This is a genomic window from Bartonella sp. WD12.1 (assembly GCF_002022415.1).
Lineage (GTDB): Bacteria > Pseudomonadota > Alphaproteobacteria > Rhizobiales > Rhizobiaceae > Bartonella.
On the sequence record NZ_MUBG01000001.1, the window covers coordinates 1,673,692 to 1,699,820 of the forward strand.

The 26,129-nt window shown below is 37.3% G+C and carries 21 protein-coding genes and 1 pseudogene; 11 read left to right on the forward strand and 11 right to left on the reverse strand.

From position 1 onward, the window contains the following. Positions 1 to 333: 333 nt before the first annotated feature. Positions 334 to 3,057 carry a DNA mismatch repair protein MutS gene (gene mutS / locus BWD121_RS07435; protein ID WP_078663992.1) on the reverse strand — a complete coding sequence of 908 codons (2,724 nt, stop codon included), beginning with the start codon at positions 3,055 to 3,057 and terminating at the stop codon, positions 334 to 336. A gap of 212 nt (positions 3,058 to 3,269) precedes the next feature. On the opposite strand from mutS, the gene BWD121_RS07440 reads away from it, so the two are divergent. Continuing rightward, complete coding sequence (locus tag BWD121_RS07440; RefSeq protein WP_078663993.1) at positions 3,270 to 5,570, forward strand: NADP-dependent malic enzyme; 2,301 nt, start codon at positions 3,270 to 3,272, stop codon at positions 5,568 to 5,570. 76 nt (positions 5,571 to 5,646) lie between these two features. Here BWD121_RS07440 and secB read toward each other — a convergent pair whose 3' ends face one another. Together secB and BWD121_RS07450 are read right to left on the reverse strand one after the other, a co-directional pair. Beyond that, on the reverse strand, positions 5,647 to 6,123 hold the full coding sequence (secB, locus tag BWD121_RS07445; protein WP_078663994.1) for a protein-export chaperone SecB: 477 nt from the start codon (positions 6,121 to 6,123) through the stop codon (positions 5,647 to 5,649). Between the two features lie 116 nt (positions 6,124 to 6,239). Then, the gene (locus tag BWD121_RS07450) at positions 6,240 to 6,734 is read right to left on the reverse strand and encodes an FxsA family protein (protein ID WP_078663995.1); all 495 of its coding nucleotides are present in this window, start codon (positions 6,732 to 6,734) and stop codon (positions 6,240 to 6,242) included. Between the two features lie 184 nt (positions 6,735 to 6,918). Here BWD121_RS07450 and BWD121_RS07455 point away from each other — a divergent pair, with 184 nt between their 5' ends. Then, positions 6,919 to 7,611 (forward strand): Tim44/TimA family putative adaptor protein, encoded by a 693-nt coding sequence (locus BWD121_RS07455; RefSeq protein ID WP_078663996.1) that lies wholly within the window; start codon positions 6,919 to 6,921, stop codon positions 7,609 to 7,611. A 59-nt stretch (positions 7,612 to 7,670) separates the two neighbouring features. Then, the gene (locus BWD121_RS07460) at positions 7,671 to 8,255 is read left to right on the forward strand and encodes a Smr/MutS family protein (RefSeq protein ID WP_078663997.1); all 585 of its coding nucleotides are present in this window, start codon (positions 7,671 to 7,673) and stop codon (positions 8,253 to 8,255) included. A gap of 86 nt (positions 8,256 to 8,341) precedes the next feature. Here BWD121_RS07460 and BWD121_RS07465 read toward each other — a convergent pair whose 3' ends face one another. The 3 genes and pseudogenes from BWD121_RS07465 to BWD121_RS07475 form a co-directional block, all read right to left on the reverse strand. Further along, positions 8,342 to 9,355, reverse strand: a complete 1,014-nt coding sequence (locus tag BWD121_RS07465; protein WP_078663998.1) for an Hsp33 family molecular chaperone — start codon at positions 9,353 to 9,355, stop codon at positions 8,342 to 8,344. Between the two features lie 29 nt (positions 9,356 to 9,384). Then, positions 9,385 to 10,318: pseudogene (gene argF / locus BWD121_RS07470) on the reverse strand (ornithine carbamoyltransferase). Between the two features lie 17 nt (positions 10,319 to 10,335). Continuing rightward, positions 10,336 to 11,523, reverse strand: a complete 1,188-nt coding sequence (locus tag BWD121_RS07475) for an aspartate aminotransferase family protein (protein ID WP_078663999.1) — start codon at positions 11,521 to 11,523, stop codon at positions 10,336 to 10,338. A gap of 438 nt (positions 11,524 to 11,961) precedes the next feature. Between BWD121_RS07475 and BWD121_RS07480 the strand changes: the two genes are divergently transcribed. Further along, the gene (locus BWD121_RS07480; protein WP_078664000.1) at positions 11,962 to 12,495 is read left to right on the forward strand and encodes a GcrA family cell cycle regulator; all 534 of its coding nucleotides are present in this window, start codon (positions 11,962 to 11,964) and stop codon (positions 12,493 to 12,495) included. Positions 12,496 to 13,356: 861 nt separating this feature from the next. Here the strand turns inward: BWD121_RS07480 and BWD121_RS07490 are convergent. From BWD121_RS07490 to ccmA, 5 genes are read right to left on the reverse strand one after another with little or no spacing between them, the layout of a single operon-like run. Continuing rightward, complete coding sequence (locus tag BWD121_RS07490; RefSeq protein ID WP_078664002.1) at positions 13,357 to 13,980, reverse strand: DsbE family thiol:disulfide interchange protein; 624 nt, start codon at positions 13,978 to 13,980, stop codon at positions 13,357 to 13,359. Beyond that, complete coding sequence (ccmD, locus tag BWD121_RS07495; protein ID WP_078664003.1) at positions 13,955 to 14,206, reverse strand: heme exporter protein CcmD; 252 nt, start codon at positions 14,204 to 14,206, stop codon at positions 13,955 to 13,957. Before ccmD ends, BWD121_RS07490 begins: the two co-directional genes overlap by 26 nt. 18 nt (positions 14,207 to 14,224) lie before the next feature. Next, a complete protein-coding gene (locus BWD121_RS07500; protein WP_078664004.1) occupies positions 14,225 to 14,974 on the reverse strand; it encodes a heme ABC transporter permease in 750 nt (249 codons plus the stop codon). A gap of 45 nt (positions 14,975 to 15,019) precedes the next feature. Beyond that, complete coding sequence (gene ccmB, locus BWD121_RS07505) at positions 15,020 to 15,682, reverse strand: heme exporter protein CcmB (RefSeq protein ID WP_078664005.1); 663 nt, start codon at positions 15,680 to 15,682, stop codon at positions 15,020 to 15,022. 14 nt (positions 15,683 to 15,696) lie between these two features. Next, positions 15,697 to 16,308: a heme ABC exporter ATP-binding protein CcmA gene (ccmA, locus tag BWD121_RS07510; RefSeq protein ID WP_078664006.1), complete on the reverse strand. Its 612-nt coding sequence runs from the start codon at positions 16,306 to 16,308 to the stop codon at positions 15,697 to 15,699. 292 nt (positions 16,309 to 16,600) lie between these two features. Here ccmA and acnA point away from each other — a divergent pair, with 292 nt between their 5' ends. The 7 genes from acnA (at position 16,601) to cyoA (ending at position 26,116) form a co-directional block, all read left to right on the forward strand. Beyond that, positions 16,601 to 19,288 carry an aconitate hydratase AcnA gene (gene acnA, locus BWD121_RS07515; protein WP_078664007.1) on the forward strand — a complete coding sequence of 896 codons (2,688 nt, stop codon included), beginning with the start codon at positions 16,601 to 16,603 and terminating at the stop codon, positions 19,286 to 19,288. A gap of 215 nt (positions 19,289 to 19,503) precedes the next feature. Continuing rightward, complete coding sequence (gene rpsT, locus BWD121_RS07520) at positions 19,504 to 19,770, forward strand: 30S ribosomal protein S20 (RefSeq protein ID WP_007476123.1); 267 nt, start codon at positions 19,504 to 19,506, stop codon at positions 19,768 to 19,770. A 690-nt stretch (positions 19,771 to 20,460) separates the two neighbouring features. After that, complete coding sequence (gene dnaA, locus BWD121_RS07525) at positions 20,461 to 22,035, forward strand: chromosomal replication initiator protein DnaA (RefSeq protein ID WP_078664008.1); 1,575 nt, start codon at positions 20,461 to 20,463, stop codon at positions 22,033 to 22,035. A gap of 194 nt (positions 22,036 to 22,229) precedes the next feature. Beyond that, the gene (gene dnaN / locus BWD121_RS07530) at positions 22,230 to 23,351 is read left to right on the forward strand and encodes a DNA polymerase III subunit beta (RefSeq protein WP_078664009.1); all 1,122 of its coding nucleotides are present in this window, start codon (positions 22,230 to 22,232) and stop codon (positions 23,349 to 23,351) included. Between the two features lie 12 nt (positions 23,352 to 23,363). Next, positions 23,364 to 24,536, forward strand: a complete 1,173-nt coding sequence (recF, locus tag BWD121_RS07535; RefSeq protein WP_078664010.1) for a DNA replication/repair protein RecF — start codon at positions 23,364 to 23,366, stop codon at positions 24,534 to 24,536. Positions 24,537 to 24,559: 23 nt separating this feature from the next. Further along, on the forward strand, positions 24,560 to 25,015 hold the full coding sequence (aroQ, locus tag BWD121_RS07540) for a type II 3-dehydroquinate dehydratase (protein ID WP_078664011.1): 456 nt from the start codon (positions 24,560 to 24,562) through the stop codon (positions 25,013 to 25,015). A gap of 129 nt (positions 25,016 to 25,144) precedes the next feature. Next, positions 25,145 to 26,116 carry a ubiquinol oxidase subunit II gene (gene cyoA, locus BWD121_RS07545; RefSeq protein ID WP_078664012.1) on the forward strand — a complete coding sequence of 324 codons (972 nt, stop codon included), beginning with the start codon at positions 25,145 to 25,147 and terminating at the stop codon, positions 26,114 to 26,116. The last annotated feature ends 13 nt before the right edge of the window (positions 26,117 to 26,129 follow it).

The window sequence follows — 26,129 nt, forward strand, 5'->3', positions numbered from 1 at the left end:
GTGCTGATCATAACAAAAAGCAATAATAATACAATGAGTTGTAAACATAAACGGGGAATGAATAGAGCGGTATATTTGAAGGTTATCTTGACAAGGTAAGAATGTTTACCAAAGAAACTGGTGCACCATAATACTGATAACTAAATCACTTAGTGTTGTTGGTAAGGAAAAATCAGAAAAATGAAGCTCACTTGTTAGATTGTTTGTGTTCCAAATAAAAAATTATGAATCCTAAAAAGAGAAAAATCAAAAGAATTTAAATTCAGATGAAGCTTTTTTAAAAAATATGACTAAATAAATAACAAGAAATTTTGCTGCAGTTTATGAAAGAATTCATTGTGTATTCAATTGTTTAAGGCGATAAAGCTCTTCTAACGCAGCCTTGGGTGATAATTCGTCGGGATGGATATTATTTAAAGCTTCTTTAATTGCATAATATTTGTTTGTTTCTTCAGTTGTGGGTGATGGTGTTTGAGGAGAAAATAGCGGCAAGTCATCAATTAATTTGTTTCCTTTTCCAGCCATTTCACTTGTTTCTAATTGTTGTAGAACATCTGTGGCACGAGTGATAACTGCTGTGGGAAGCCCTGCGAGCTTTGCAACCTGTACGCCATAGGATCGGTCAGCAGCTCCTTTAGCGACTTCATGAAGAAAGACCACATCGCCATTCCAATTTTTGACTTTCATTGTCACATTATGAAGACGGTTGAGTTTTTTAGTCAGTGCTGTCATTTCATGAAAGTGTGTGGCAAGAATAGCACGACAGTGGTTGACTTCATGAAGATATTCAACAGCTGCCCAAGCAATTGAGAGGCCATCAAAAGTTGATGTACCTCGCCCGATTTCATCAAGAATAACAAGAGAACGGTTACTAGCATGATTGAGAATGGTTGCTGTTTCGACCATTTCCATCATAAAAGTTGAACGCCCCCGTGCAAGATCATCAGAAGCACCAACACGACTAAATAAGCGGTCAACAATACCAATATGAGCTGAAGTAGCTGGAACAAAAGAGCCCATTTGTGCCATAATAGCAATGAGGGCATTTTGTCGCAAAAAGGTTGATTTTCCTCCCATATTTGGGCCCGTTAACAACCAAATTTCTGCATATTGTTGGTCTTTTTGTGCAGAGAGATCGCAATCATTAGCAACAAATGATTCTGCTGTTTGTTTTCGTAATGCTTGTTCTACAACGGGGTGGCGCCCTCCTGTGATCTGAAAGGTAAGCGAATCGTCAATTTTGGGGCGACAATATCCTTGTTCTTCAGCTAAATGAGCTAAAGCAACAGATACATCTAAGACAGCAAGTGCTTCAGAAGCTTTACGAATGAAATCAACGTGTGCAGTAATTTCATTAACAAGTGTATCAAAGATTTCTAATTCAAGCGTTATTGCGTGATTTGCTGCATGAGCAATACGACTTTCAAGTTCAACAAGCTCTGTTGTGGTAAAACGCATAGCACTTGCCATTGTTTGCCGGTGGATAAAGCGTTCTTTTGATTGCGGGTTATTTGTGAGAGCTGAAGCTTGTAGGCTTGTGACTTCAATGAAATATCCTAAAATGTTATTATGCTTAATCTTGAGTGTTTTAATATCTGTTTCTTGAGCATATTGTGCTTGAAGTTCAGCAATGACACGACGGGACTCGTCACGTAAACTGCGGGTTTCATCTAATTCTTGATGATAATTGGGACGAATAAAACCACCATCACGTTTAAGAAGAGGCAGATCATCAGCTAATGCTTTTTCTAATTGGACATGCAAAGCAATGGGTAAATGTGAGAATACTTCTCGTACGTCGCTTATTTCTTGAGGAGGCAATTCATTGCTCAGAAGTTGATTAAGCTCATTAATAATTTCAAAGCCGCGCTGAATTGTAGCTATGTCACGTGGTCCTCCTCGGCCAAGAGCTAAACGTGAAACTGCGCGCGGCATATCTGCCCCCCCTTTCAAAATGAGACGAATAGCTTTTGCAAGAGAAGTATTGCTCAGAAAAAAGGCGATTGAATCAAGACGTTTATCAATGATTTCAGGAGTAGTAAGCGGGGAAATTAAACGGTCAGCAAGAAGACGAGAACCACCTCCTGTGACGGTACGGTCGATAGTTTTTAGTAAGCTCCCATCGCGTTGTCCAGATGTGGTACGAATAAGCTCAAGGTTAAGTCTAGTAGCCGCATCAATAAAAAGGGTAGCACTTTCATTTTGGCGCTCAGGGCGCATAAGAGGAGGGCGATGAGTGATTTGCGTTTTTTCAATATAACGGATAGCCGCGGCGATTGCGGAAAGTTCTGCAGGTGAATAGTCTGCAATGCCTTCAAGAGTTGATAGTTTAAAATAACTGCAAATGTCATGTTCAGCGGTTATTGTATCAAAAAGACTAAGTGGTTGAGGTGAGACGATACGACCAAGAGCATTAAAGAGCGATTTCTGCGATGGATCATGAAAAAATGAATCAGCCACAATCACTTCTTGTGGATCTACGCACATGATATCTGTTAAGAGTTTATCAGGGTGACTTTGTGTAACACGAAATATGCCCGTGGAAATATCAATCCAAGCAAGGGCAAATTCTTTTCTATCATTGGTTCTAGTACGAGCCAGTGTCATTAAATAATTTGCGCGCGTTGGGTCAAGAAGCTTTTCTTCTGTTATGGTTCCGGGTGTAACAAGGCGTACAACATCACGCTGAACAACGGATTTTGAGCCACGCTTTTTTGCTTCTGCAGGGTCTTCTGTTTGTTCACATACAGCAACACGATAGCCACAAGCGATAAGCTTTTGCAAATAATCATCTGCAGAATGAACAGGAACACCACACATGGGAATGTCTTCGCCTAAATGTTTGCCACGTGTTGTGAGAGTGATTCCTAAAGCTTGGGAAGCTTCAATTGCATCATTGAAGAATAATTCATAAAAATCACCCATACGATAAAAAAGGAGAGAATCGCTATTGACTGCCTTGATTTCTATATATTGCTCCATCATAGGTGTAAGGCGTTCTTGATGTGCAGTTGCAGACTGTGGGATTAAATTATTTTTTTCAGTCTTTTCTGTCATTTTGACGTGCCCATTTCCTTTGATATAGGTTTTTATGCCCTTTTTTATTTACTTCAATGCAGATCTTCATTATCTCTAAATTGAAACGTATAGTAAATTATCTATTTAATGAAAACATAGCGATTTTTAGCATATGAATCAAACTTTAAAATCAAGTAATTGCACTCGTTAGTAAGCAGAATATATACTGTTTTTGGAGAAAAATAAGTCAGATGAAAAAAAGTGAACAGGGTCAAAAAGTGCATAAAAAAGCTTACAGTGCAAGCGAGCAAGAAGCTCTTGATTTTCATAGTCGTGGTCGGCCGGGAAAGCTTGAAATTGTTGCAACAAAATCTATGGCAACTCAGCGTGATTTAGCACTTGCTTATTCGCCAGGTGTGGCTGTTCCGGTTAAAGAAATTGCTCATGATTCAGCACTGGCTTATGATTATACAGCAAAAGGCAATCTTGTTGCTGTTATATCAAATGGGACTGCTATCTTAGGTTTAGGGAATTTAGGGGCACTGGCATCTAAGCCAGTGATGGAAGGAAAAGCAGTACTCTTTAAGCGTTTTTCAGATATTGATGCAATTGATTTAGAAATTGATACAAACGATACAGAAAGTTTTATCAATCTAGTGCGTCATTTGGAGCCATCTTTTGGCGGCATTAATCTTGAAGATATTAAGGCGCCTGATTGCTTTATTATCGAAAGCCGTTTGCGCGAGATAATGAACATTCCTGTTTTTCACGATGATCAACATGGAACAGCAGTTATTGTAGCCGCTGGTGTTCTCAATGCTTTGCATTTAACTGGGCGTGATATGAAGAATACGCGGTTGGTTTGCAATGGCGCTGGTTCTGCGGGGATTGCTTGTATTGAGCTCATCAAAGCAATGGGTTTTCGACCTGAAAATATTCTGTTATGTGACACTAAAGGTGTTGTCTATGAAGGTCGTGAAGAGGGGATGAATCAGTGGAAGTCTGCTCATGCTACAAAAACAGATAAACGTACTCTTGCCGAAGCAATGGAAGGGGCTGATATATTTTTCGGAGTTTCAGTTAAAGGTGCACTAACCCGTGAAATGGTTAAGTCAATGGCTCCACGGCCGATCATTTTTGCTATGGCCAATCCCGATCCCGAAATTACACCTGAAGAGGTTATGCAAGTACGTGATGATGCTATTATAGCAACAGGTCGATCGGATTATCCTAATCAAATTAATAATGTTCTCTGTTTCCCATATATATTTCGTGGTGCACTTGATGTGCGTGCGACAGTTATTAATGAAAGTATGAAAATTGCTGCAGCGAAAGCTATTGCAGGTTTGGCACACGAAGATGTACCAGATAGCGTTGCAGAAGCTTACCACGGGAATCGGCTAAAATTTGGTCCAAACTATATTATTCCCGTTCCGTTTGACCCACGTTTGCTTACAGTTGTTTCAATTGCTGTGGCAAAAGCAGCAATGGAGAGTGGTGTTGCAAGGAAGCATATTGATGATTTAGAAGCTTATGAGCGTGATTTAAATGCTAGGCGCGATCCCATTGCATCCACGATGCGTGGTGTTTATAATCGTGTTCGTCAAACGCCAAAACAAATTGTTTTTGCAGAAGGCGAAGAAGAACAGGTGATGCGTGCGGCTGTTTCTTATGTTCATCAAAAATTGGGTAAAGCAATTTTGATTGGTCGTGAAGAGCAGATTAAAGATACTGCTACTGTTGCTGGAATTGATCTTGAACGTGAAGGTATTTCTATTGTTAATGCTAAGCTATCTGATTATACGGATGCTTATGCTGATTATCTTTATAAAAAAATGCAGCGCCAAGGTTGGTTGTTGAGAGACTGTCATCGCCGCATTAATAATGATCGCAATTATTTTGCCGCTTGTATGGTAGCATTGGGCCATGCTGATGTAATGATTACAGGGGTAACACGAAATTATGAAACAGCTTTACTGGATATACGCCGGGTAATTGATGAGAAACCAAAAGAACGGTTGCTTGGTATCTCAATGGCTATTTGTCGTGAACGAACTGTGTTTATTGCTGATACAGCTATTTATGAACATCCTAGCGCTGAAGAACTTGCCGACATAGCTGAACAGACGGCTTCTTTTGTTCGTGGGTTGGGGTATCAGCCACGGGTAGCATTTTTGGCATTCTCTACCTTTGGTTATATGAAAGGGCAGGTTACTCAGCATATTCAGGATGCTGTCAATCTTTTGTGTGAACGTAAGGTTGATTTTGAATTTGATGGAGAAATGAGTGCCGATGTAGCACTCAATCCTAAACTAATGCAGCAATATCCTTTTATGAAGTTAACAGAGCCTGCTAATATTTTGGTCATGCCTGGGTATCATTCATCTTCAATTGCAAGTAAAATGTTACAAGAGCTTGGCCAAGCAACCATTATTGGCCCCATTTTAATTGGGTTAAAAAAATCTGTCCAAATTGTGCCGTTTAGTGGACACGATACAAATATCGTCAATATTGCGACACTGGCAGCTTATCATGCAGCAAAAATTGTTTGAAAGAAAAAACTAAAATTTTAAGATCTTTTTGATACTGAAAAAACAAAAATAGATCACATCTGTTTTGAAACAATTTTTAAGATGATTGTGTTGAGTTATTTTTTTGCTCTTCAGCAATACGCTTTTGAAACAAAGCTGCAAAATCAATAGGATCAATGCGCAAGGGTGGAAAACCACCATTGTGAGTAGCATCAGATATGATTTGCCGAGCAAAGGGAAACAAAAGACGAGGACATTCAATAAAAACCAATGGCATAACGTGTTCTTGTGGAATATTTTTAATATGAAAAATACCACCATAAATCAATTCTACATGAAATAACACTTCAGCATCATCAAAGGCTTTGACTGAAAGCGATAAGGTTACATCATAATTATCATTACCAACTGGGTTGGCATCAACGTTTATGTTAATATCAATTTGCGGTGCTTTTTCTCGCGGACGCAATGACTGAGGGGCATTTGGATTTTCGAATGAAAAATCTTTTAAGTACTGAGTCAATACAGCAAAAACTGGCCCTCCATTTTTATTATTTATTTCACCTTCGGCCATATTAAACACCTTTCATGAGAATGCATATATTTTCAGGTTTCAAAATGAAGTGGTTACCACGCTTTGTGCAAGGTTACAAGAAACGTTCTTTTTGTCTTTGTTATTTTTTTTGTGTTTTAATGATCATCATTTATACGCCAGGGAGATTCCTTATTATCGCTTTGATAATCTTCTGCGTTAAGCTCAATTATTTTTTCAGATTCATTTTGGGTATTGGTACTGGTTTTAGCATTAATTTTATTTTTTAATGATAAAAAGAAGAAACGGACAAAAGTACGTATAGGTTTTATAAGGAGTGATATTCCTAAAATATCGCTTACAAAACCAGGAAAAATAAGTAAAATCGCACCAATAATAATGAGGACATCATCAGCTATATAATATTCTGACATAGTCCCTTGGATAATTTCTCTTTGTATATTTTTAAAAAGGCTAATACCCTGAATACGTAATAAAATACTTCCAATTATCATTGTTAAAAGGATTAAACTTAAAGTTGCTAAAATTCCGATTTCGTTTCCAACAACAATAAAACTGGCAATTTCGATAAAAAGAACGCTAAGGACAATAACCACAAAAAAGCGAGGCTTTATATGATAGAATTTTGTCACACGAAACTTCCCTTCTCAAAGATTTTTTATAGGAAAATTTATATATAGTGTCTTTTCAACTTAAATTAGAGACCATAAACACTATTTGAATGGTAAATTTATTTAATTTATATATTTATTGATAAATAATATTAACTGCAATGTTTATTGCAGATCACTTTAAGTTTGGAGATTGACAGCGCCCATGGAATTTGACGTTGTACTTGTAATAGCTCTTGTTATTATGGTTGTTGTTTTTATGCAACTGCGTAATGTATTAGGAAAGCGGACTGGTTTTGAAAGACCTCCCTTTGATCCTTATTCTGGTTCTTCTAAAAAGCAGATTGAAACAGAAACGGCTGATCATAGTCTTTTGTTTCCTCATCAGGCTAACGCGCGAAAGAAAGATTTTAGCGAAATTGATGCAATTGCACCAGAAGGGAGCGCATTGAATGATGGTTTGCGGGCTATCTGTCAGGCTGATTCTAATTTTTCTCCTCAATTTTTTGTCAATGGTGTTCAAATTGCTTATGAGATGATTATGACAGCTTTTGCTCAAGGCGATCGTGATCAGCTTAAAAAATTACTTTCTCAAGATGTTTTTGAAAGTTTTTGTGCAGCTATTGAGCAACGTGAAAAGAGAGAGGAAAAAGTCAAATTTACTTTTGTCGGGATTAATAAAGTTGAATTTGTTGCAGCAGAAATGCAAGAAAATGAAGAGTTTTTAACTGTGCGTATTATTAGTGAAATTATTTCTGTAACTTATAATAAGCAAGACCAATGTATAGATGGTGATCCTGAAACTATTGTAGAAATTAAAGATGTTTGGACCTTTGTTCGTAACAGTTTATCACAAGATCCAAATTGGAAACTTTTTGCAACAGAAGATGGAGATTAAAACGATTGTTCGTTTGTTGAGTTTTTTAAATTAAATTTAAAGAAAATTGCAGGGTCAAAATGACTAGAGGTCAAGAGGAGAAGGGGCATAAGTTATTAGTGTTAGAAGACAGCCTTTTGTGGGAAAAAGTTTGTCGTACTACGATACCACTTCATGATGAGAGCTCTCCTTTTATGAGAGAAGATGTTGAAAATACCAAACATAAAAAACTGCAAGCAGAACATGTTCTTTCATTTTCTCAACAAAATCAAAAACAATTAGCAATGGTTAAAAACAATAGAGGGTTGATAGAACAAACAGAAAAAATATATTTTTTTGATCGTGCAACACATCGTAAAATTGCAAAGGGTCATTATCCTATTGAAGCATGTATTGATCTTCATGGTTTTATACAGGATGAAGCCTATTTTTTCTTGAAGAAATTTTTACAATCATCTCAACAGCGTGGATTACGCTATGTTCTAGTGATTACAGGAAAAGGTCAATCACACGGAAGTAATGGCGTTTTATGTCAGTATGTTCCTTATTGGTTATCAACACCAATTTTTCGGTATTATATTCATGCTTTTGAGAGAGCTTCTCGTCAGCATGGTGGAAACGGCGCACTTTATATCCGGTTACGTAGTTTACGTAAGGGGAAATAGTTATGATGCTGTGTTTAGCGAAATTGTGCAAATCATGTTTATTGTTGAATTAAGAAGAAACAGCTCTTCTTTATTATAAGTAGAGATTATTCGTGTTTTGTTTCAGGAAATTCTTGTGGTTTGAAATAATAGACTGTTGAACAAAATTCACATGTGACTGAAATTTGTTGGTTTTCGACTGTTTGAGAACGTTCTTCAGTAGAAAATTTATCTAATATCATTTTAATTTTTTTGCGCGAGCAAGAACATTGAGCCACAATAGAAGAGGCGTTAAAAACTGTAACGCCTTGTTCATGAAAAAGACGGAACAGTAACCGTTTAGGACCAACTTGGGGGTCTGTAAGCTCTTCATTTTCAATGGTTTTAGTGAGCACTTTGACTTCTTGCCATTGATCTTTAAGTTGGGCATGAGTTTTGGTTTCTTTTACTTGTTTATGTACTATATGCGTTTTATGATGGGGTGATGCCTGAGGCAAAAGTTGGGTTAAAATACCCCCTGCTCGCCAGGTTTTTGTTAATTTTCCTTGGTGATTATGATTGATTAACGTGGCTGCTGCCAAACGGATATCTGTGGAGATTTGTTCTGATTGATCAAAATAAGTACAGGCAACCTCCTGTAGATTTGATCCATCTAATGCGACAATTCCTTGATAGCGTTTCGTATGGGAGCCTTGATCGATGGTAAATGCCAAAGTTCCTTTGCCAAGCAGCATTTCTGAAGATGTTTGACCATTGGTTATCGCTTGTTTTAAACTTTTTTCATCAAAGCGAGCGTAGCCACGCAGCTGAGAGGGAGTAGTAAAGTCACATACCAGCATATTTACTGGTCCATTAGAGTGGGTTTGTAAGATAAATTTCCCTTTAATTTTGAGTGATGTCCCAAGCAGAACGGTTAAAACCAAAGCTTCTGCCAAAAGATAAGAGACAGGTTCAGGATATTGATGGCTTGTAAGAATAGAATTTACAGCTTCTCCAAGTTGTACAATACGTCCACGCACGTCAAGTCCTTCAACTTGAAAAGAAATAACAGTATCATCTCCATTCAAGAAGACGTCATTAGAATAAGTTTCGTTATTGGTTTTTTCACTTTCAGCGTTCATATTTTTGACTTTTTATGATTTTGAATAAGTTATTGTGCAGAGAAAAATGGGTCATGTAAATACCAAGCAAGAATCGCTTTTTGTGTATGAAGACAATTTGCAGCTTCATCAAAAATGACAGAATTTGGTCCATCAATTACAGTATCTACGACTTCTTCGCCACGATGAGCAGGAAGGCAATACGTAAAAAGAGCATTGGGTTTTGCTAATTTCATTAAAGCTTCATTGACTTGATAGTGTTGAAAAATAGAATGATTGCGGGCACGAAATTCTTACCCCATTGAAACCCATGTATCGGTAATAATGCAATCAGCATTTCTACAGCTTTTTCGGGATCGTTAGTAAGTATAATATGAGCACCCCATTTACGTGACCACTCAACATATTTTGTTTGTGGTTTGCTGCCTTTGGGTGTGGCAATGCGTGAGGGAAAGTTAAAAAGAGCTGTTGCTTGGATTAAATAATAAAGAACATTATTACCGTTTCCCATCCAAGCAAATATTTTTCCGGAAATTGGTCCACAATGCTCTTCATAAGTAAGAATATCTGTTAGAATTTGGCAAGGATGTGTATCATCTGTGAGGGCGTTAATGACACGAATTTGGGCATGGTGTGCTAATTCGAGCATTCGATGGTGTGCTGTAGTCTTTAGTGTAATGATATCTACAAAACGTGATAATACTCGTGCTGTATCAGTAATGGTTTCACTGTGACTGAGTTGCATCTCTAAACCAGTTAACATCAGCGTTTCTCCACCAAGCTGTTACATGCCGATATCAAATGAAATGCGAGTGCGTGTAGACGGTTTTCAAAAATCATTGCTAATGTTTTACCAACAAAGGGTTGTGAATTTTGCCATGCTTTGAAAGTTGTTTTAAAGATTGCAGCATAATCGATGATAGTGCGTGCTGTTTGCGGGGTTAAAATGGATAAGTCAATAAAATGGCGAAGAGCATTTGTCATGAGATTATATTTGTTTTTTATGAATTTGAAAGGTGAGCAATTGCTTTTTCAATACGGTGCAGACCTTCATGTATTTCTTCTTCGGTTATGATGAGAGGAGGTAAGAAACGCACAAAGTTATTGCCGGCACTAACACTTAAAATATGTTCGTTTTCCAATGCAGTGATGACATCATTTTGGGGAACGATACACTGGATACCTATCATAAGGCCTTTTCCTTGAACTGAGCAAATAACATCAGGGTAAGTTTCAAGGATAGTTAAAAACCCTTGTTTTAGCTGATGAGCTACGTGTTGAACATGGTTAAGAAAATTAGGTTCTGATACAATATCAAGAACACTATTGCCAACAGCCATAGCAAGAAGATTGCCTCCAAAAGTTGAGCCATGGGTTCCCGGTGTCATGCTTTGTGCAGCTTTATCTGTTGCAAGGCAAGCCCCTAATGGAAAGCCACCACCCAACCCTTTTGCTAGAGTAAGAATATCAGGTGTAATATCACTCCATTCATAAGCGAAAAGTTTACCTGTGCGCCCGATACCAGTTTGGACTTCATCTAAAATCAATAATAGATTATTTTCATCACATAGGTTGCGTAAAAGCTTTAGAGTTTCAAGAGGTACTACGAGTAGCCCCCCTTCTCCTTGAATGGGTTCAATAAGGATGGCTGCAGTATTTTTATTGATGGCATTACGTAAAGCTTTTTCATCCCCAAAGGGAACTTGAATAAAACCACTTACTTTAGGCCCAAAACCTTCAAGATATTTTTTTTGTCCGCTAGCAGCAAGTGTTGCAAGTGTACGGCCATGAAATGCATCTTCAAAAGTAATAATTTCAAAACGTTCTGGTTGACCATTGGCATAGTGGTAACGTCGGGCAGTTTTAAATGCACACTCTAATGCTTCTGCACCAGAGTTACAGAAAAAAACTTTATCAGCAAAGCTATTTGCACAAAGACGCGTAGCAAGGGCTTCTTGTTCAGGGGATTGAAAAAGATTGGAGATATGCCAAAGCTTTTCAGCCTCTATTTTAAGAGCATTAATTAGTTTTGGATGAGCATATCCTAAAACATTGACAGCAACGCCAGATGTAAAATCAAGATAACGCTCTCCTTTGTCAGAAATAAGCCATACACCATCGCCTTGTTTAAAACACAAATTACGCCGAGCAAAACTATTATAAAGTGATTGTGTAGAGGTGCTTCCCATTATTATTTCCTTTATTTCTTAAGCACCGCAATCTGATGAATAAAAATGCTACGCTTATCAATACAATGTGATCGGTACTTCAAATTTGATTGATAAACTATCGCGCCAATTCATAAAAAGTCAATTAAGGTTCCTAAAAGGTATATGTACATGAAAAAGTTGGAGCAAAAAAAAGGATTTTGTCTATGATTGATTCGCAAGTTGGGGAAAACTTTTTAAAAAGACATTTCAGAGGGTAAAGGCTCTTGTCATAGAGTCAGTGCATATTATAGTCTAAATAAGCAAACGAAATTGTATTTACGTTTGTAAATCTACGGATCAAAAGAGATCTTTTTGCGCTTGATTTTAAAATATAAAAATTTGTTTAAAATAAAGTTAAGACATTTGAAAATGCGATAAAGATGCATTTCAATGATATAATCAAAAAGGAGTTCTTGTATGGGCTGGACATGTGAACGCGTTGAACTTCTTAAGAAGTTTTGGAGTGAGGGTCTAAGTGCAAGTCAGATCGCAGCTCAACTGGGTGGGGTTAGCAGAAATGCAGTGATCGGTAAAGTGCATCGGCTAAAATTACCAGGGCGTGGTAAAACAACACCTGTGATATCGCGTGTACAAAAAACATCAGCAGGTGTTGGTTCATCGATACCACGAATGCGCCGCGCTGCATCTTCTGTAGTTCCGGAAAATACTATTTCTTGCAGTGTTGGAGCTACAGCTTTGAAAATGGATTTTATAGCTGAAGATGTGGCAGCAGTTGATGTTCTAGAGCAATCAAAAGTGGTTGTTCCTATTTCACGTCATCTTAATCTTTTGCAACTAAGTGAAAATACATGTAGATGGCCAGTCGGAGATCCTTTGTCATCAGATTTTCATTTTTGTGGTGCTGATTCTGGTGAAGGCAACCCTTATTGCGCTTTTCACGCCAAAATAGCATTTCAACCAATATCGGAAAAACGGCGAATAAGAATATAATTAAGATATTATCTTATATCAGAATTTATATTTTATAAGTGAATTTTAATTTAAAAAATACAAAATTATTCTTTAAATCTGGATCTTATAAAAGAAATCTTTTGTGAAGATATATATTAAAATGGATATGAAATTTTCATTAGAATTTTTTGGGTTCAAGTTTTGTTTTTCGTGGTTATTCGAATGATAATACGCATTGGTGAGTGTATAAATCATCGCAAAATTTAGACAAAATTTCATTATTCCGTGGATGTTTTTTATTTTTAGGTATTTCTTAATTCTTAAGGATAAACTGTATCATTCAACTGGTGTATTTGATATTTATTTTTCATTTTTTGGTGCATTTTTACGATAAAAAATTCTCCTAAAACGAAGGTAATAGGAAGTTCAAGCAAGTTTTGATGACTATATCAAAGAACTGACTGTGCGCATTTAATGACTATTAGTTTTTGAGCAGTTTTATTGCTTCTTATTTCTAGAGGTTCTTTGTTAACTGTATATGTTAATTGAGGCTATTATTGATATGGCAGCAATAAATTCTATTAAAGCCTATTATTGTATATTAACACGATTAGTTGAAATATTTAAGGTTATGGTTCATAGGGTAGAATTAGTAATACTGCGTGGAATGTGGTGTGAACCAAATTATAGTAATCTGAGAAATAAAGTATTAAAATATGTGCTTGTACAAAAAGTGCATATCAAGAGAGTGAAGCTAAACTAAACATACGGTGTTACAAACTAATTTTAAGATTCAGTAAGAAAGCTGAAATATCTACTCTAATATGGAAATGATTTAAATCAAAAAATAATTGCTTGTTTGTTTAATTGCTTAATAAAACACCGAAAGATTACAATTGTTTATTTAGGTGAAATAAATAATTTATCGTTGGAAGATTCTTCTACAGTTATAGTTTTTTCTATTTTGGGCAGAATTTCTTTTTGATAAATTTGCCATGTTAAGGGGCCAATATGTCTGGCAATGATGATACTTTCTTTATCCAGAACAAAGGTTTCCGGTGGTCCATATACGCCCCAGTTAATGGCTGTATGGTTTGAAATATCAAAACCGATAAATTTAAAAGGATTGCCAAAATGAGTTAAAAAACGTTTGGCATTTTCTTTATTATCTTTAAAATTAATTCCGATAAGATCAAAACGATGATCTTTTGCGATTTTCATAAGGACAGGATGTTCTTCGCGACACGGTGGGCACCAGGATCCCCAAAAGTTAATTAATATTACGCGTCCTTTAAACTGTTTTGAATTTAAATAATCATCTTTGTTTAATAAGGGAAGGTGAGTTTTGGGAGCTGGTCTTCCAATTAATATATTTGAGGTGAGGGAGAGAGCATTAGAGTGTTTGTTTTTTATGGAACTAAAGAACAGTAAGATCAGTAGAAGAAAGAGCAAAAATGGTGCAAGCAAGCCAAATAAAATAGGTAAAGATATACTTTTTTTATATTTGGATGGAGTTGTTTTCATCGCATTTTTCTTCCAAAATAAGCTCTTTTGCTTGTAGTTGTTGCAAGATTTTTCTTTGATGTGCTCCTTTACGGAGAATGTGCCCAATAAAACAAAGGAGAGTAATTGCAGAAAGCATATAGCTTAAAATGACAGTTTGTTCATGATGAAGAGTGCCAAGAAGAAAATCAATGCGCTGGGAAAAATTTTCTAAAAGTTTATTTTGCATATTATTTAAGTTGGGCATGGTAAAGAAGTTTTAATGTTAAGTACGACGAGTTATTTTAGTTTGGAGTACTTGAATATGACGACGAGTAATTTCATTTTGCATGGCCATTAAGTTTAATAAGATAAATAGAAGAGTAAAACAAAACATCATAGTTATAAGTGGCCATAGCATGGGGCCATCAATTGTTGTGCCACCTGAACGTAAAAGTGATGCTGATTGATGAAGCGTGTTCCACCAATTGACGGAAAATTTAATAATGGGGATATTAACTAATCCAACTAGTGTTAAAATCGCTGTAGCACGTGCGGCTTTTACTTGGTTGTCAAAAGCACGGGCGAGCGTGATAATAGCAAGATAAATAAAAAATAAGATTAAAACTGATGTTAATCTAGCGTCCCATACCCACCATGTTCCCCATGTAGGGCGTCCCCAAAGGGCTCCTGTCATTAAGGCTAAAGCTGTAAAAATTGCCCCAATGGGAGCACTACATTTGAGTGCTATATCAGCAAGGCAATTATTCCAAATCAAGCTGATTAGTGCAGCAGCACTCATCATAATGTAGCAAATTGTAGATAGCCACGCAAAAGGTACATGAATGTACATAATCCTAACAGTAATACCTTGTTGATAGTCATCGGGAGAATGTATAACAAGAGCTAATCCTAAGAGAAGAAAAAGCACTGTTGCGCTGGTTAACCAAGGTAAAACAGCACTGCTGATTTCCATAAAACGAGTTGAATTTATAAGGAAAAGCTTCGTATTTTTTTGACGTGATAATTCATTCATAAGTTTATAATAAGCAAACTTTAGTTTTGCAGCAATTATCTTTTATTATTCTAATAAATATTTCAGTGTTATAGCTGCGACAAAAGAGCTAAAGACACTCAAAAAAAGTGAGAAAGCAATAAGAAAAGCCAAGGCAGTAAAAAAGATGTTTGGTATTATTGGGGCTGTAGCAGCTGCAACACCAAAGATCATGATTGGAATTGTCCATGGCAGAATAATAATGAAAGTAAGGATAGTACTGTGCGGCAATGATATTGCCAATGCTGCACCAATGGCACCAATAAAAATGATAGCAGGTGTTCCACATAAGAGGGTGAGCATCGTTGCGAAAGTTGTTTTAGTATCTAAATGGAGCATAAATGCTAAAATAGGGGTAGCAAAAATAAGAGGAAGCATAGTGCCTGCCCAATGCGCAAGGCATTTGGTAAAAACAATAAGTGTTAAGCTTTGTCTGTGAGCGGCAAGGATAAGTTGATCAAGATTTCCGTCATCATGATCAATTTGAAACAGTTTATTAAGGTTAAGTAGACTAGCTAAAAGAGCACCAAGCCATAATATACCTGGACCTATTCGTGCGAGAATATCTGGATCTGGCCCGATGGTAAAAGGAATGATCATAATAACAGCAATGAAAAATAAGAGCTCTGTTAGTGAAGAAACTTGTGGTTCTAAGGTTAATTTAAGATCTCGCCAGAATAATGCTTTCATTTATATTTTCTTCTTTATAAGGGTAAGAAATGCTCTAGGGCAATCGTATAGTTTGCTGAAAGACCAAGAGGTATATGGGTTGCAGCAATAACCATGCCGCCTTGGTTGAGATGATTCTGAAAAAGATTTGCGAAAATGATTTGGGTATGACTATCAACGCCAGATGTTGGTTCATCTAGAATCCAAACAGGACGATAGGACAGCAAGAGACGAGCAATAGCTACGCGTCTTTTTTGCCCAGTTGATAAAACGCGAAAAGGTAAATGCCCAAGATCAGAAAGACCAACATCTGCAAGAGCTTCATGGGGAGTACGCAGATATTGACCGTAAAATGCTGCCCAAAATTGCAAATTATCAATGACTGATAAGGAGGATTTCATAGCATTTTGAATACTTAGGTAATGACATACACTAGCTAAGGGATATGTTTGTGTTTGTTCTTTAAAAATGACATGGCCTTCAGCAGCTTCAAGAAGGCCGACAATGATTCGCAATAATGTCGATTTTCCGATGCCATTTGGGCCTGTAATTGTCATGAGTTGTTGTGGGAGTAGACAAAAAGAAAGGCCTTGAAATAAAATTTCTTCATTTCTACGTGCTGCTAGATTTTTACCTAATAACACCATGTGATTGCCTGTTATTCTTATTATTTCTATAGCTTTTATTACATTGTAAAATAAAAAACACGTTTTTTATGTAATTGTATCTAGAATAGTTCTAGGAATAGTTTTATAAGGTATACGTTCTATCAATTGTCGATGTAGAATGGATTTTAGGATCAAGCTGCGAATTGACTTAAAAAAAGCGGGGAATGGATAGCGGAAGTGACTGCATTCGTATTCAAGCTGCATTTATATCTGCAGCTTGTGTTGTTCATTCCGGAAAATGAGTGAATGTATAATATAAGGATGAACAATCATGTCTCAAATTGATAGTTTTAATTGTCGTAAAACTTTAAATGTTGGTGGCAAAGAATACGTTTATTATAGTTTGATTGAAGCAGAGAAAAACGGTCTTAAAGGTGTTTCTCGTTTACCATTTTCCATGAAGGTTCTTCTCGAAAATCTGCTACGATTTGAAGATGGTCGTACAGTTAAAAAAGAAAATATCTTAAACATTGCTCATTGGTTGAATGATAAAGGCAGCACCGGTACAGAAATCTCTTATCGCCCCGCACGTATTCTCATGCAAGATTTCACGGGTGTTCCTGCAATTGTTGACCTTGCTGCAATGCGCGATGCTATGGTCAAATTGGGAGAGGACGCTGAAAAAATCAATCCCCTCATTCCTGTTGACCTTGTCATTGACCATTCAATTATCGTTGATAATTTTGGCAATTCGATGGCATTTAAGAAAAATGTTGAACGTGAATATGAGCGCAATGGCGAGCGTTATCGTTTTCTTAAATGGGGGCAGAAAGCATTTAAAAATTTTCGTGTTGTTCCTCCCAGAACAGGGATTTGTCATCAGGTCAATTTAGAATATTTAGCGCAATGTGTATGGATGAACAATGAGGATGGTTGTCAGACGGTTTATCCTGACACGTGCGTGGGAACTGATTCGCATACAACCATGGTGAATGGTTTGGGTGTTTTAGGTTGGGGTGTTGGCGGTATTGAAGCAGAAGCTGCCATGTTGGGACAGCCAGTTTCAATGTTATTACCTGAAGTTATTGGTTTTCATTTAACTGGAAAGTTGAAAGAAGGTGTAACTGCTACTGACTTAGTTCTAAGGGTAACACAAATTTTACGCCAAAAAGGTGTTGTTGGTAAATTTGTTGAATTTTTTGGTCCTGGTTTAGAGTATATGACGCTTGCTGATCGGGCGACAATTGCGAATATGGCACCTGAATATGGGGCAACCTGTGGTTTTTTCCCAATTGATAAAGAAACAATACGCTATCTCAATATGACAGGGCGCGATGAAAGTCAGATTGCTTTGGTAGAGGCTTATTCCAGAGCACAGGGAATGTGGCGTGATGAAACAGGATCTGATCCTGTTTTTAGTGATGTAATTGAATTAGATATGGGAAGCATTGTGCCTTCTATGGCTGGTCCCAAACGTCCTGAAGGGCGGGTTCCATTGGAAGATGTGGGTCAAGGTTTTGAGATGGCATTGGTTCATGATTATAAGAAAACTACTGGGCAAAATGCCCGTTATAAGGTTGAGGGTGAGGAGTATGAGCTCGGTCATGGGGATGTGGTGATTGCTGCGATTACTTCTTGTACGAATACATCAAATCCAAGTGTTCTTATTGCTGCTGGCCTTTTGGCACGTAATGCTGTGGCAAAAGGTCTCAAAACCAAGCCATGGGTTAAGACTTCTCTTGCACCTGGCTCACAGGTAGTTGAAGCTTATCTTCTTAGTTCAGGTCTTCAGAAAGATTTGGATGCTTTAGGGTTTAACTTAGTTGGGTTTGGATGTACGACATGTATTGGGAACTCTGGTCCTTTGCTACCAGCCATTTCCAAAACGATAAACGATAATGGTTTAATTGCTTCAGCAGTTCTTTCAGGTAATCGTAACTTTGAAGGGCGTGTATCACCTGATGTACAAGCAAATTATTTAGCTTCACCACCGTTGGTTGTAGCGCATGCTCTTATGGGGACGGTACGCAAAGATTTAACCAAAGAGCCTCTTGGTAGAGGCTCGGATGGTCAGCTAGTTTACTTAAAAGATATTTGGCCTACTTCTAAAGAAATACAAGAATTTATCGAAGAAAATGTTACTCGTAAGATTTTTGTTGAGAAATATGCAGATGTATTTAAGGGAGACGAAAACTGGCAAGAAGTCCAAGTACCTTCTGGTGTCACCTATTCTTGGGATGATCAATCAACTTATGTGCGTAATCCGCCTTATTTCGACGGTATGCTGAAAGTTCCTGGTGCATTAGAAGATATTAAAAATGCACGAATCTTAGGTTTGTTTGGTGATAAAATTACGACTGATCATATTTCTCCTGCTGGTTCTATTAAGGTTGATTCTCCTGCGGGACAATATTTGATTGATCATGGTGTTAAAATGGTTGATTTTAATCAATATGGAACCCGTCGTGGCAATCATGAAGTTATGATGCGTGGAACTTTTGCTAATATTCGCATTCGTAATTTTATGTTGGGGACCAGTGGTCGTGAAGGAGGTTATACAGTTCATTATCCATCCAAAGAGGAAACAACAATTTATGATGCAGCAATGGCGTATAAGCAAGAAAAAGTTCCGCTCGTTATTTTTGCTGGTATTGAATATGGTAACGGGTCATCTCGTGATTGGGCGGCTAAAGGCACTAATCTTCTTGGTGTAAAAGCAGTGATTGCTCAATCTTTTGAGCGTATTCATCGGTCTAATCTTGTTGGTATGGGTATTGTTCCCTTTGTATTTGAAGCGGGTGCAAGTTGGCAATCGCTTGGTTTAAAAGGAGATGAACAAATAACGATTGAAGGAATCGATAATTTGAAACCTCGTCAGAAGACTACAGCTACAATCACTTTTTCTGATGGAGTGGTGAAAACTGTGCCATTATTATGTCGTGTTGATACTGAGGATGAGTTAGATTATTTGCATCATGGTGGCATTTTGCACTATGTTTTGCGTAATTTGGCAGGTTAAATAAAATTTATCTGTTTAACAATGTGTTTAAGTAGGGTCTCAAAGAGGTGTTTTGCTGATTTTTAGGTTCATCTTTGAGAATCTAATTGACGTTTGTTTTTAGATTACGTTATAAGAGCACCAATAATGAACAGCTTTAGAGCTTAGACTTGTTTATTTCAGTAAAATATTTTGTCGAATTAATTTTTACTGATTAGTTGAAAGAGAAAGATACGATGGCGAATACACTTTCAGCAAAAAAAGCAGTGCGCAAGATCGCAGCACGCACGCAGGTCAATAAGGCCCGCCGTTCACGCGTTCGCACTTTTATTCGTAAATTTAATGATGCTTTAGCTAGCGGTGATAAAGCTTCTGCGGAAGTAGCATTTAAAAATTTTGAGCCTGAAATTATGCGTGCGGTTTCTAAAGGGGTTTTTCATAAGAATACTGCCGCGCGAAAAGTATCGTGTTTAGCGAAACGCTTAAAAGCCTTTAGCGCCTAAATTTTTTCCAATTTATCACATTAAGTCAGTACCAAACAGGTGCTGACTTTTTTATTTATTTTCAAAAATGATGCTTTTTTTATAAAAGCTGTACGATGGTTATTACTGTTAAAAAATAGAATAAATTTATAATGTTAAGCTAGTTATCCACAAGCCTTGTGGATTGTGATAGAGTCTTTTCTTGTCAAGCTTTTTTTTATTTTTTTTTAATGAATGAATTTTTTCATTAATAGTAAATTTTTCGTAAAGAAAAAGTGAGTTGAATCAATGAACTTTCTCATTTGTTTTTTACGATTGCAAAATTATTGCGGATTTTAATGGTCTTTTGATTTTATTTTGGCCTCTTGCATTTTACCTCTTCTGTTTTGTATGGTCTTTAACGGAAATTGAAAATGCACAAGGTTTACATCAGCTAGATGCTATAGCGTTTTAGATGAAGAACGCTTTAGCTTAAGCGAGTTTTCGGGTGAGTTTTTTAGTTTCTTTATTGATATGTTTTGTCATCTTGAAGAGCATGTCGTACAATCAATAAAAGATAAATCTTATTGGTCATCTTTATTAGTCAGGTTGTAATGAGGCTATCTTAGGGGAGGATGAATTATCTCATTTTGGGAAAGAAGCACTTGCATTGGCTAAGTAAATATTTAGCTGTCTGGCAGGACAAGATTGTAGTTTTTATCGGAATAAAAAATGGTGGATAAATTGAGTTCTAGAGCTAATTCCTTGAAAAGGGTTTCGGTGGATGTTCTGTCGACAGAAAGAGCAATAAATCAAATGACGAATATAAATGAAATGGGTGGTACAAGTACTCTTGGAGAGCATCCAGTTATTTTGGAAGAAGAAGGTGCAGCTGCTTTTGCACGTGTGATGGCGCAATTAAAAGTGCGGGTTGGTGTTGAGGCTTATACCAGTTGGTTTGGTCGTTTGAAGCTTTCCGAGTATAATCGCAATCTTGTGAAACTTTCTGTTCCTACAGCATTTTTGCGTTCATGGATTAATAATCATTACGGTTCTCTTTTAACCAGTTTATGGCAACAGGAAAATTCAGCGATTCTTCGGGTTGAAGTTATTGTTCGTGATTTAAAACGTGTTTCAAAAAATGAAGTATGCAAAACAAATGGCAGCTCTGTTGTTGCAGTTCCTGAGGAGCAGAATACTTCATCTTTAGCTGAGAGTTATGTGGAGTATTCAACCAAGAATTCTCAGGCAGGAATCTTTGGTTCGCCACTTGATTCGCGTTATACTTTTGAAAATTTTGTTGAGGGGGCTTCAAATCGTGTTGCTTTAGCTGCAGCGCATTCAATTGCAGAGGGGCATAAAAGTGCGTTGCGATTTAACCCTCTTTTTATTCATGCATCAGTTGGTTTGGGAAAAACGCATTTGCTTCAAGCTATTGCGGCTGCCGCTTTGAAGCGTTTAACGCCCGCGCGGGTTATTTATTTGACTGCTGAATATTTTATGTGGCGTTTTGCGACAGCTATTCGTGATAATAATGCTCTTTCTTTTAAAGAACAGCTTCGCGATATTGATCTTTTAATTATTGATGATATGCAATTTTTACAAGGTAAATCGATTCAACACGAATTTTGCCACTTGCTCAACATGTTACTTGATAGTGCAAAGCAGGTTATTGTGGCTGCAGATCGTCCACCAGCGGAATTGGAATCGCTTGATCTTCGGGTTCGCTCTCGTCTTCAAGGGGGAGTTGCTCTTGAAATTGAAGCGCCAGATTATGAAATGCGCTTAAAAATGTTGCAGCAACGATTAAAAGTAGCGCGACAAGATGATAGTGCAATTGAAATTTCTAATGATATTTTAGAATATATTGCTAAAACGATTTTAGGGTCAGGGCGCGATATTGAAGGAGCATTTAATCAGCTTTTATTCCGTCAATCTTTTGAATCTGATTTGTCTTTAGAGCGTGTTGATGAATTATTAGGTCATTTGACACGTTCGGGTGAGCCAAAACGTATTCGAATTGAGGAAATTCAACGTACAGTTGCACGCCATTATAACGTTTCTAAGCAAGATTTATTATCCAATCGCCGAACACGTACGGTTGTTAAGCCACGACAAGTTGCAATGTATTTGGCAAAAGTGTTAACACCTCGCTCGTTGCCTGAAATTGGGCGTCGTTTTGGAGGGCGCGATCATACAACAGTTTTACATGCTGTACGCAAAATTGAAGATTTGATTTATGATGATAAGACTTTAGCTAAAGAACTTGAGTTGCTTAAGCGACTAATTGGAGAACAAGCTGTATAACATTGATAATTTTTTATTCTATTTGTTAATATGCTGGAAAGATCCAGTGAGAATAGTCGTTTTTGCTTATGTGATGCCCTATTGCCATTTTAGTAGAGGTTGCATAAACTTCAACTATGATTCTTTAAATGAATCGAGTGCTTTGGCTGAGCGAATTCCTATAGTTATGAAATAAATTATCAACGGGGATTTTTATGCACATTACAATTGACCGTAATCAATTTTTAAAGTCTCTTAATCGTGTTCATCGTGTAGTTGAGCGTCGTAATACAATTCCTATTTTGTCAAATGTATTGATTAACGCAAGTGGTGATGGTGTACAATTAAAAGCAACAGATCTTGATATTGAGGTTATAGAGTCTTCTTTAGCTAAAGTTGAGCAAGAAGGAGCAATAACTGTTCCGGCGCATTTGCTTTATGACATTGTTCGTAAGCTTTCCAGTGGAAGTGAGATTGTATTAAAGGTTGATAACAATCAAGCAAATACAATGTCTGTTGTTTCTGGTTGTGCTAATTTTCAACTTCAATGTCTTCCTAAGGTAGATTTTCCAGAGTCACTTCCAGGTCAGTTTAGTTGTCGTTTTTCTTTATCGGCATCAGATTTAAAGCGTTTATTTGATTGTACACAATTTGCTATTTCGACTGAAGAAACACGTTATTATCTTAATGGTATTTATTTTCATGTCGTTGATGATGGTGTTTTGAAGTTGCGTTTGGTTGCAACTGATGGCCATCGTTTAGCACAGGTTGATATGGAGGCGCCTTCAGAAATTAAGGATATGCCGGGTGTTATTATTCCTCGTAAAGCTGTAGGAGAGTTACAAAAACTACTTTCCGAAGAAACTGAGGGTGATGTTTCTATAGAACTCTCAGAAACAAAGATTCGTTTCTCTGTTGGATCTGTAGTTTTGACATCGAAGTTAATTGATGGAACATTTCCAGAATATCAACGCGTTATTCCTTTGAGTAATGATAAAAAACTAGCTGTCAACCGACAGGATTTTTCTGCTGCAGTTGATCGTGTTTCAACAATTTCAAATGATCGTGGTCGTGCGGTAAAATTAACAATCGAAAATGGGCAGCTAAAGCTTGTAGTTAATAATCCTGATTCTGGAAGTGCAGAAGATCAATTGGCTGCAGATTATACATCTGATCCGCTTGAGATAGGCTTTAATTCACGTTATCTTTTAGATATTGCTGGGCAACTTTCAAGCGATGAAATGGTTTTTATGCTAGCTGATGCTGGGGCACCAGCACTGATTCGTGAAAGTGATGATGCAAATGCACTTTATGTGCTGATGCCTATTCGTGTTTAAGGATAATGCGCCTTGCAGTGCAATGCTAGCCGTGTACATAAGGTAACAGTGAGGCAGCTGAAATTAACGCATTATCGCAATTATTGCTCTTTCAATATTCATTTGTCAGGTCAGCATGTAGTTTTTACTGGTCATAACGGTGCTGGTAAAACTAATCTTTTAGAAGCGTTATCTTTTCTTTCCCCTGGTCGTGGGTTACGGCGTGCGGCTTACTCTGATATCAGTTTTTCTAAGAGTAGAGGGGTTGCATTTGTTGTGTTTGCTCGTCTTCAATGTGCTCTTTATGGTGAAGTGCATATTGGTACAACTTTAGAGACTGGTGATAGTGGCCGAAAAGTACATATTAATGGTGTGCATGAGTCGTGTGATTGTTTGACAGATTATTGCCATGTGAGTGTGTTGACTCCTTCTATGGATGGACTTTTTATGGGGCCTGCACTTGATCGACGTCGTTTTTTAGATCGTATGGTTTTGGCTATTGATTCTTTACATGGCCGGCGTATCGCAGATTATGATAAGGCTATGCGTGCGCGTAATCGTTTGTTTTTAGATGGAAATGAAGATTGTGCTTGGTTTGATGCTTTAGAGGCGCAGATGGCTGAACTTGCGACAGCTATTGCGGCTGCACGGGTTGATGTTATTCAGCTTTTGAATGATATGTCTGAGCAAACATCGTCTTATACACCTTTTCCACGAGCTTTTCTGCAAATTGATGGTTTTTTGGAAAAAGCTCTTGGAACAACATCAGCAATTGAAGTTGAAGAACAGTTTTTAGACCGGTTGCGTCGCAATCGCCCGGTAGATTGTGCTGCTAGGCGAACATTAGAAGGGCCGCATCGCACAGATTTGCAGGTTTTTTATGCGGATAAAAATATAGCTGCAACATCTTGTTCAACAGGTGAGCAGAAAGCTTTGTTGACAGGTTTAGTGTTATGTCATGCGCGTTTAACAGGTATGATGTCAAATATGACACCTATTCTTCTTCTTGATGAAATGGCTGCGCATCTTGATTCTCGTCGGCGTGCTGCTTTATTTGATATTCTTGATGATTTAGGTAGTCAGACATTTATGACGGGAACAGATCGTGTTTTGTTTGATTCTTTAAAAGGACGAGCAGAGTTCTTTGAGATTGAAGATGGAGCTTTATTGCAGCAAGAAACCTATTCAAAGTTTGTGATGGGATAATAATTGAGAAAAAGAGGCTTGTTGTGTCTGCAATTATAACGGTTTTAAATGGTCCTAATTTGAATTTTCTTGGAAGACGTGAACCAGAAATTTATGGCAGTGAAACCTTAGAAGATATTGAAAAATCTTGCAAAGATTATGCAATAAACCTTGGAATAACGGTGCAATTTTATCAGAGTAATTATGAAGGACAATTGATTGAGTGGATACAAGCAGCAACTGGAGTAAGTGCTGGATTGATTATTAATCCAGCTGCTTATAGTCATACATCTCTTGCAATTCTTGATGCATTAAAGATGTTTTCAGGGCTAATAGTAGAGGTTCATTTGTCAAATATTTATCAGCGTGAATCCTTTCGTCACCATTCTTATATTTCTATGGGGGTAGATGCAGTTATTGTCGGGTGTGGGGGTGAGGGATATTTATTTGCACTTAATTATATTGCCAAGCGGCTAAAATGTGGTGTAAAAAAGGCATAAATTAGACAATATTGATAAGGTGTGTTTGACATTTTCTTAATAATTTGTTTCAAATGAGTAAGATAACTTATAAAAATACTATTACTGTTTTTATGATAATTTATTAGTACATATAACAGGCAGGTCAGAATGAGAAACTGTTTTGAACAAATTAAGATGCTTGCTATTTTAGGGGGAGCGTTACTTTTATCTGGTTGTAAATTCGATGTTCTTCAACCTGAGGGATATATTGCACGTCAACAGCTTACTTTAATTGTTATATGTGTTCTTGTTATGCTTTGTGTCGTGATTCCAGTGATGATTGCGGTAGTCCTTTTGGCTATTAAATATCGCGCATCGAACACAGCAGCAGATTATTTGCCTGATTGGGGGCACTCAAATAAAATTGAAGCTTTTATGTGGGGTATTCCAATTGTTATTGTTGCGATTTTAGGTTTATTGACGGCTTATTACACTTATAGGCTTGAACCTTCAAATCCACTTCCAGTAGATGTTGTTGGTGAGGAGAAGCCGTTGCAGGTCGATGTTGTGGCTCTGGATTGGAAATGGTTGTTTATTTATCCTGAATATGGTGTTGCATCGATCAATGAAATTTATGCGCCAGAAGGTCGTCAAGTATTGTTGCAGTTAACATCAGAAAACTCTGTTAATGCATTCTGGGTACCAAAACTTGGTACAGTTCTTTATGCTATGCCGCAGATGAATTCTAAATTACATTTAGTGGCTGATGAGCAAGGAATATTCAATGGGAGCTCGGCAAACTATAGTGGTGATGGTTTTTCAGGTATGCGTTTTCAATGGCATTCTGTGTCTTTAGAGGATTTCGATGATTGGATTGCTAAAGCTCGGGCGAGTGGACAAAAACTTGATCGTTCATCTTATCGTCAACTTTCAAGTGTACCTCGTATGGGTGATGTTGTCGCGAAAGAAAAAGATGCTGAAGTGCGTTATTTTGCACCTGTTGAAGAACGGCTTTATTATCGAATTGTTAACCGGTGTGTTGATGAAAATACGATATGTAATGAAGACTTAATGAAGCGTGCTGCCGCTCAAACACTTTGGGGTACACTTTGTTCTGTTTTTGATCCGGGTGTTCTTTAAAAAGGCATCAATC

Coding starts and splice junctions, on each gene's coding strand:
- BWD121_RS07455 (WP_078663996.1), top strand. CDS start 6,919: ATGGAATTTGACGTTGTACTTGTAATAGCTCTTGTTATTATGGTTGTT.
- BWD121_RS07490 (WP_078664002.1), bottom strand. CDS start 13,980: ATGAAAACAACTCCATCCAAATATAAAAAAAGTATATCTTTACCTATT.
- dnaA (WP_078664008.1), top strand. CDS start 20,461: ATGGTGGATAAATTGAGTTCTAGAGCTAATTCCTTGAAAAGGGTTTCG.
- BWD121_RS07480 (WP_078664000.1), top strand. CDS start 11,962: ATGGGCTGGACATGTGAACGCGTTGAACTTCTTAAGAAGTTTTGGAGT.
- cyoA (WP_078664012.1), top strand. CDS start 25,145: ATGAGAAACTGTTTTGAACAAATTAAGATGCTTGCTATTTTAGGGGGA.
- BWD121_RS07475 (WP_078663999.1), bottom strand. CDS start 11,523: ATGGGAAGCACCTCTACACAATCACTTTATAATAGTTTTGCTCGGCGT.
- BWD121_RS07440 (WP_078663993.1), top strand. CDS start 3,270: ATGAAAAAAAGTGAACAGGGTCAAAAAGTGCATAAAAAAGCTTACAGT.
- dnaN (WP_078664009.1), top strand. CDS start 22,230: ATGCACATTACAATTGACCGTAATCAATTTTTAAAGTCTCTTAATCGT.
- ccmD (WP_078664003.1), bottom strand. CDS start 14,206: ATGCCCAACTTAAATAATATGCAAAATAAACTTTTAGAAAATTTTTCC.
- acnA (WP_078664007.1), top strand. CDS start 16,601: ATGTCTCAAATTGATAGTTTTAATTGTCGTAAAACTTTAAATGTTGGT.
- rpsT (WP_007476123.1), top strand. CDS start 19,504: ATGGCGAATACACTTTCAGCAAAAAAAGCAGTGCGCAAGATCGCAGCA.
- ccmB (WP_078664005.1), bottom strand. CDS start 15,682: ATGAAAGCATTATTCTGGCGAGATCTTAAATTAACCTTAGAACCACAA.
- BWD121_RS07460 (WP_078663997.1), top strand. CDS start 7,671: ATGACTAGAGGTCAAGAGGAGAAGGGGCATAAGTTATTAGTGTTAGAA.
- BWD121_RS07500 (WP_078664004.1), bottom strand. CDS start 14,974: ATGAATGAATTATCACGTCAAAAAAATACGAAGCTTTTCCTTATAAAT.
- ccmA (WP_078664006.1), bottom strand. CDS start 16,308: ATGGTGTTATTAGGTAAAAATCTAGCAGCACGTAGAAATGAAGAAATT.
- secB (WP_078663994.1), bottom strand. CDS start 6,123: ATGGCCGAAGGTGAAATAAATAATAAAAATGGAGGGCCAGTTTTTGCT.
- BWD121_RS07465 (WP_078663998.1), bottom strand. CDS start 9,355: ATGAACGCTGAAAGTGAAAAAACCAATAACGAAACTTATTCTAATGAC.
- mutS (WP_078663992.1), bottom strand. CDS start 3,057: ATGACAGAAAAGACTGAAAAAAATAATTTAATCCCACAGTCTGCAACT.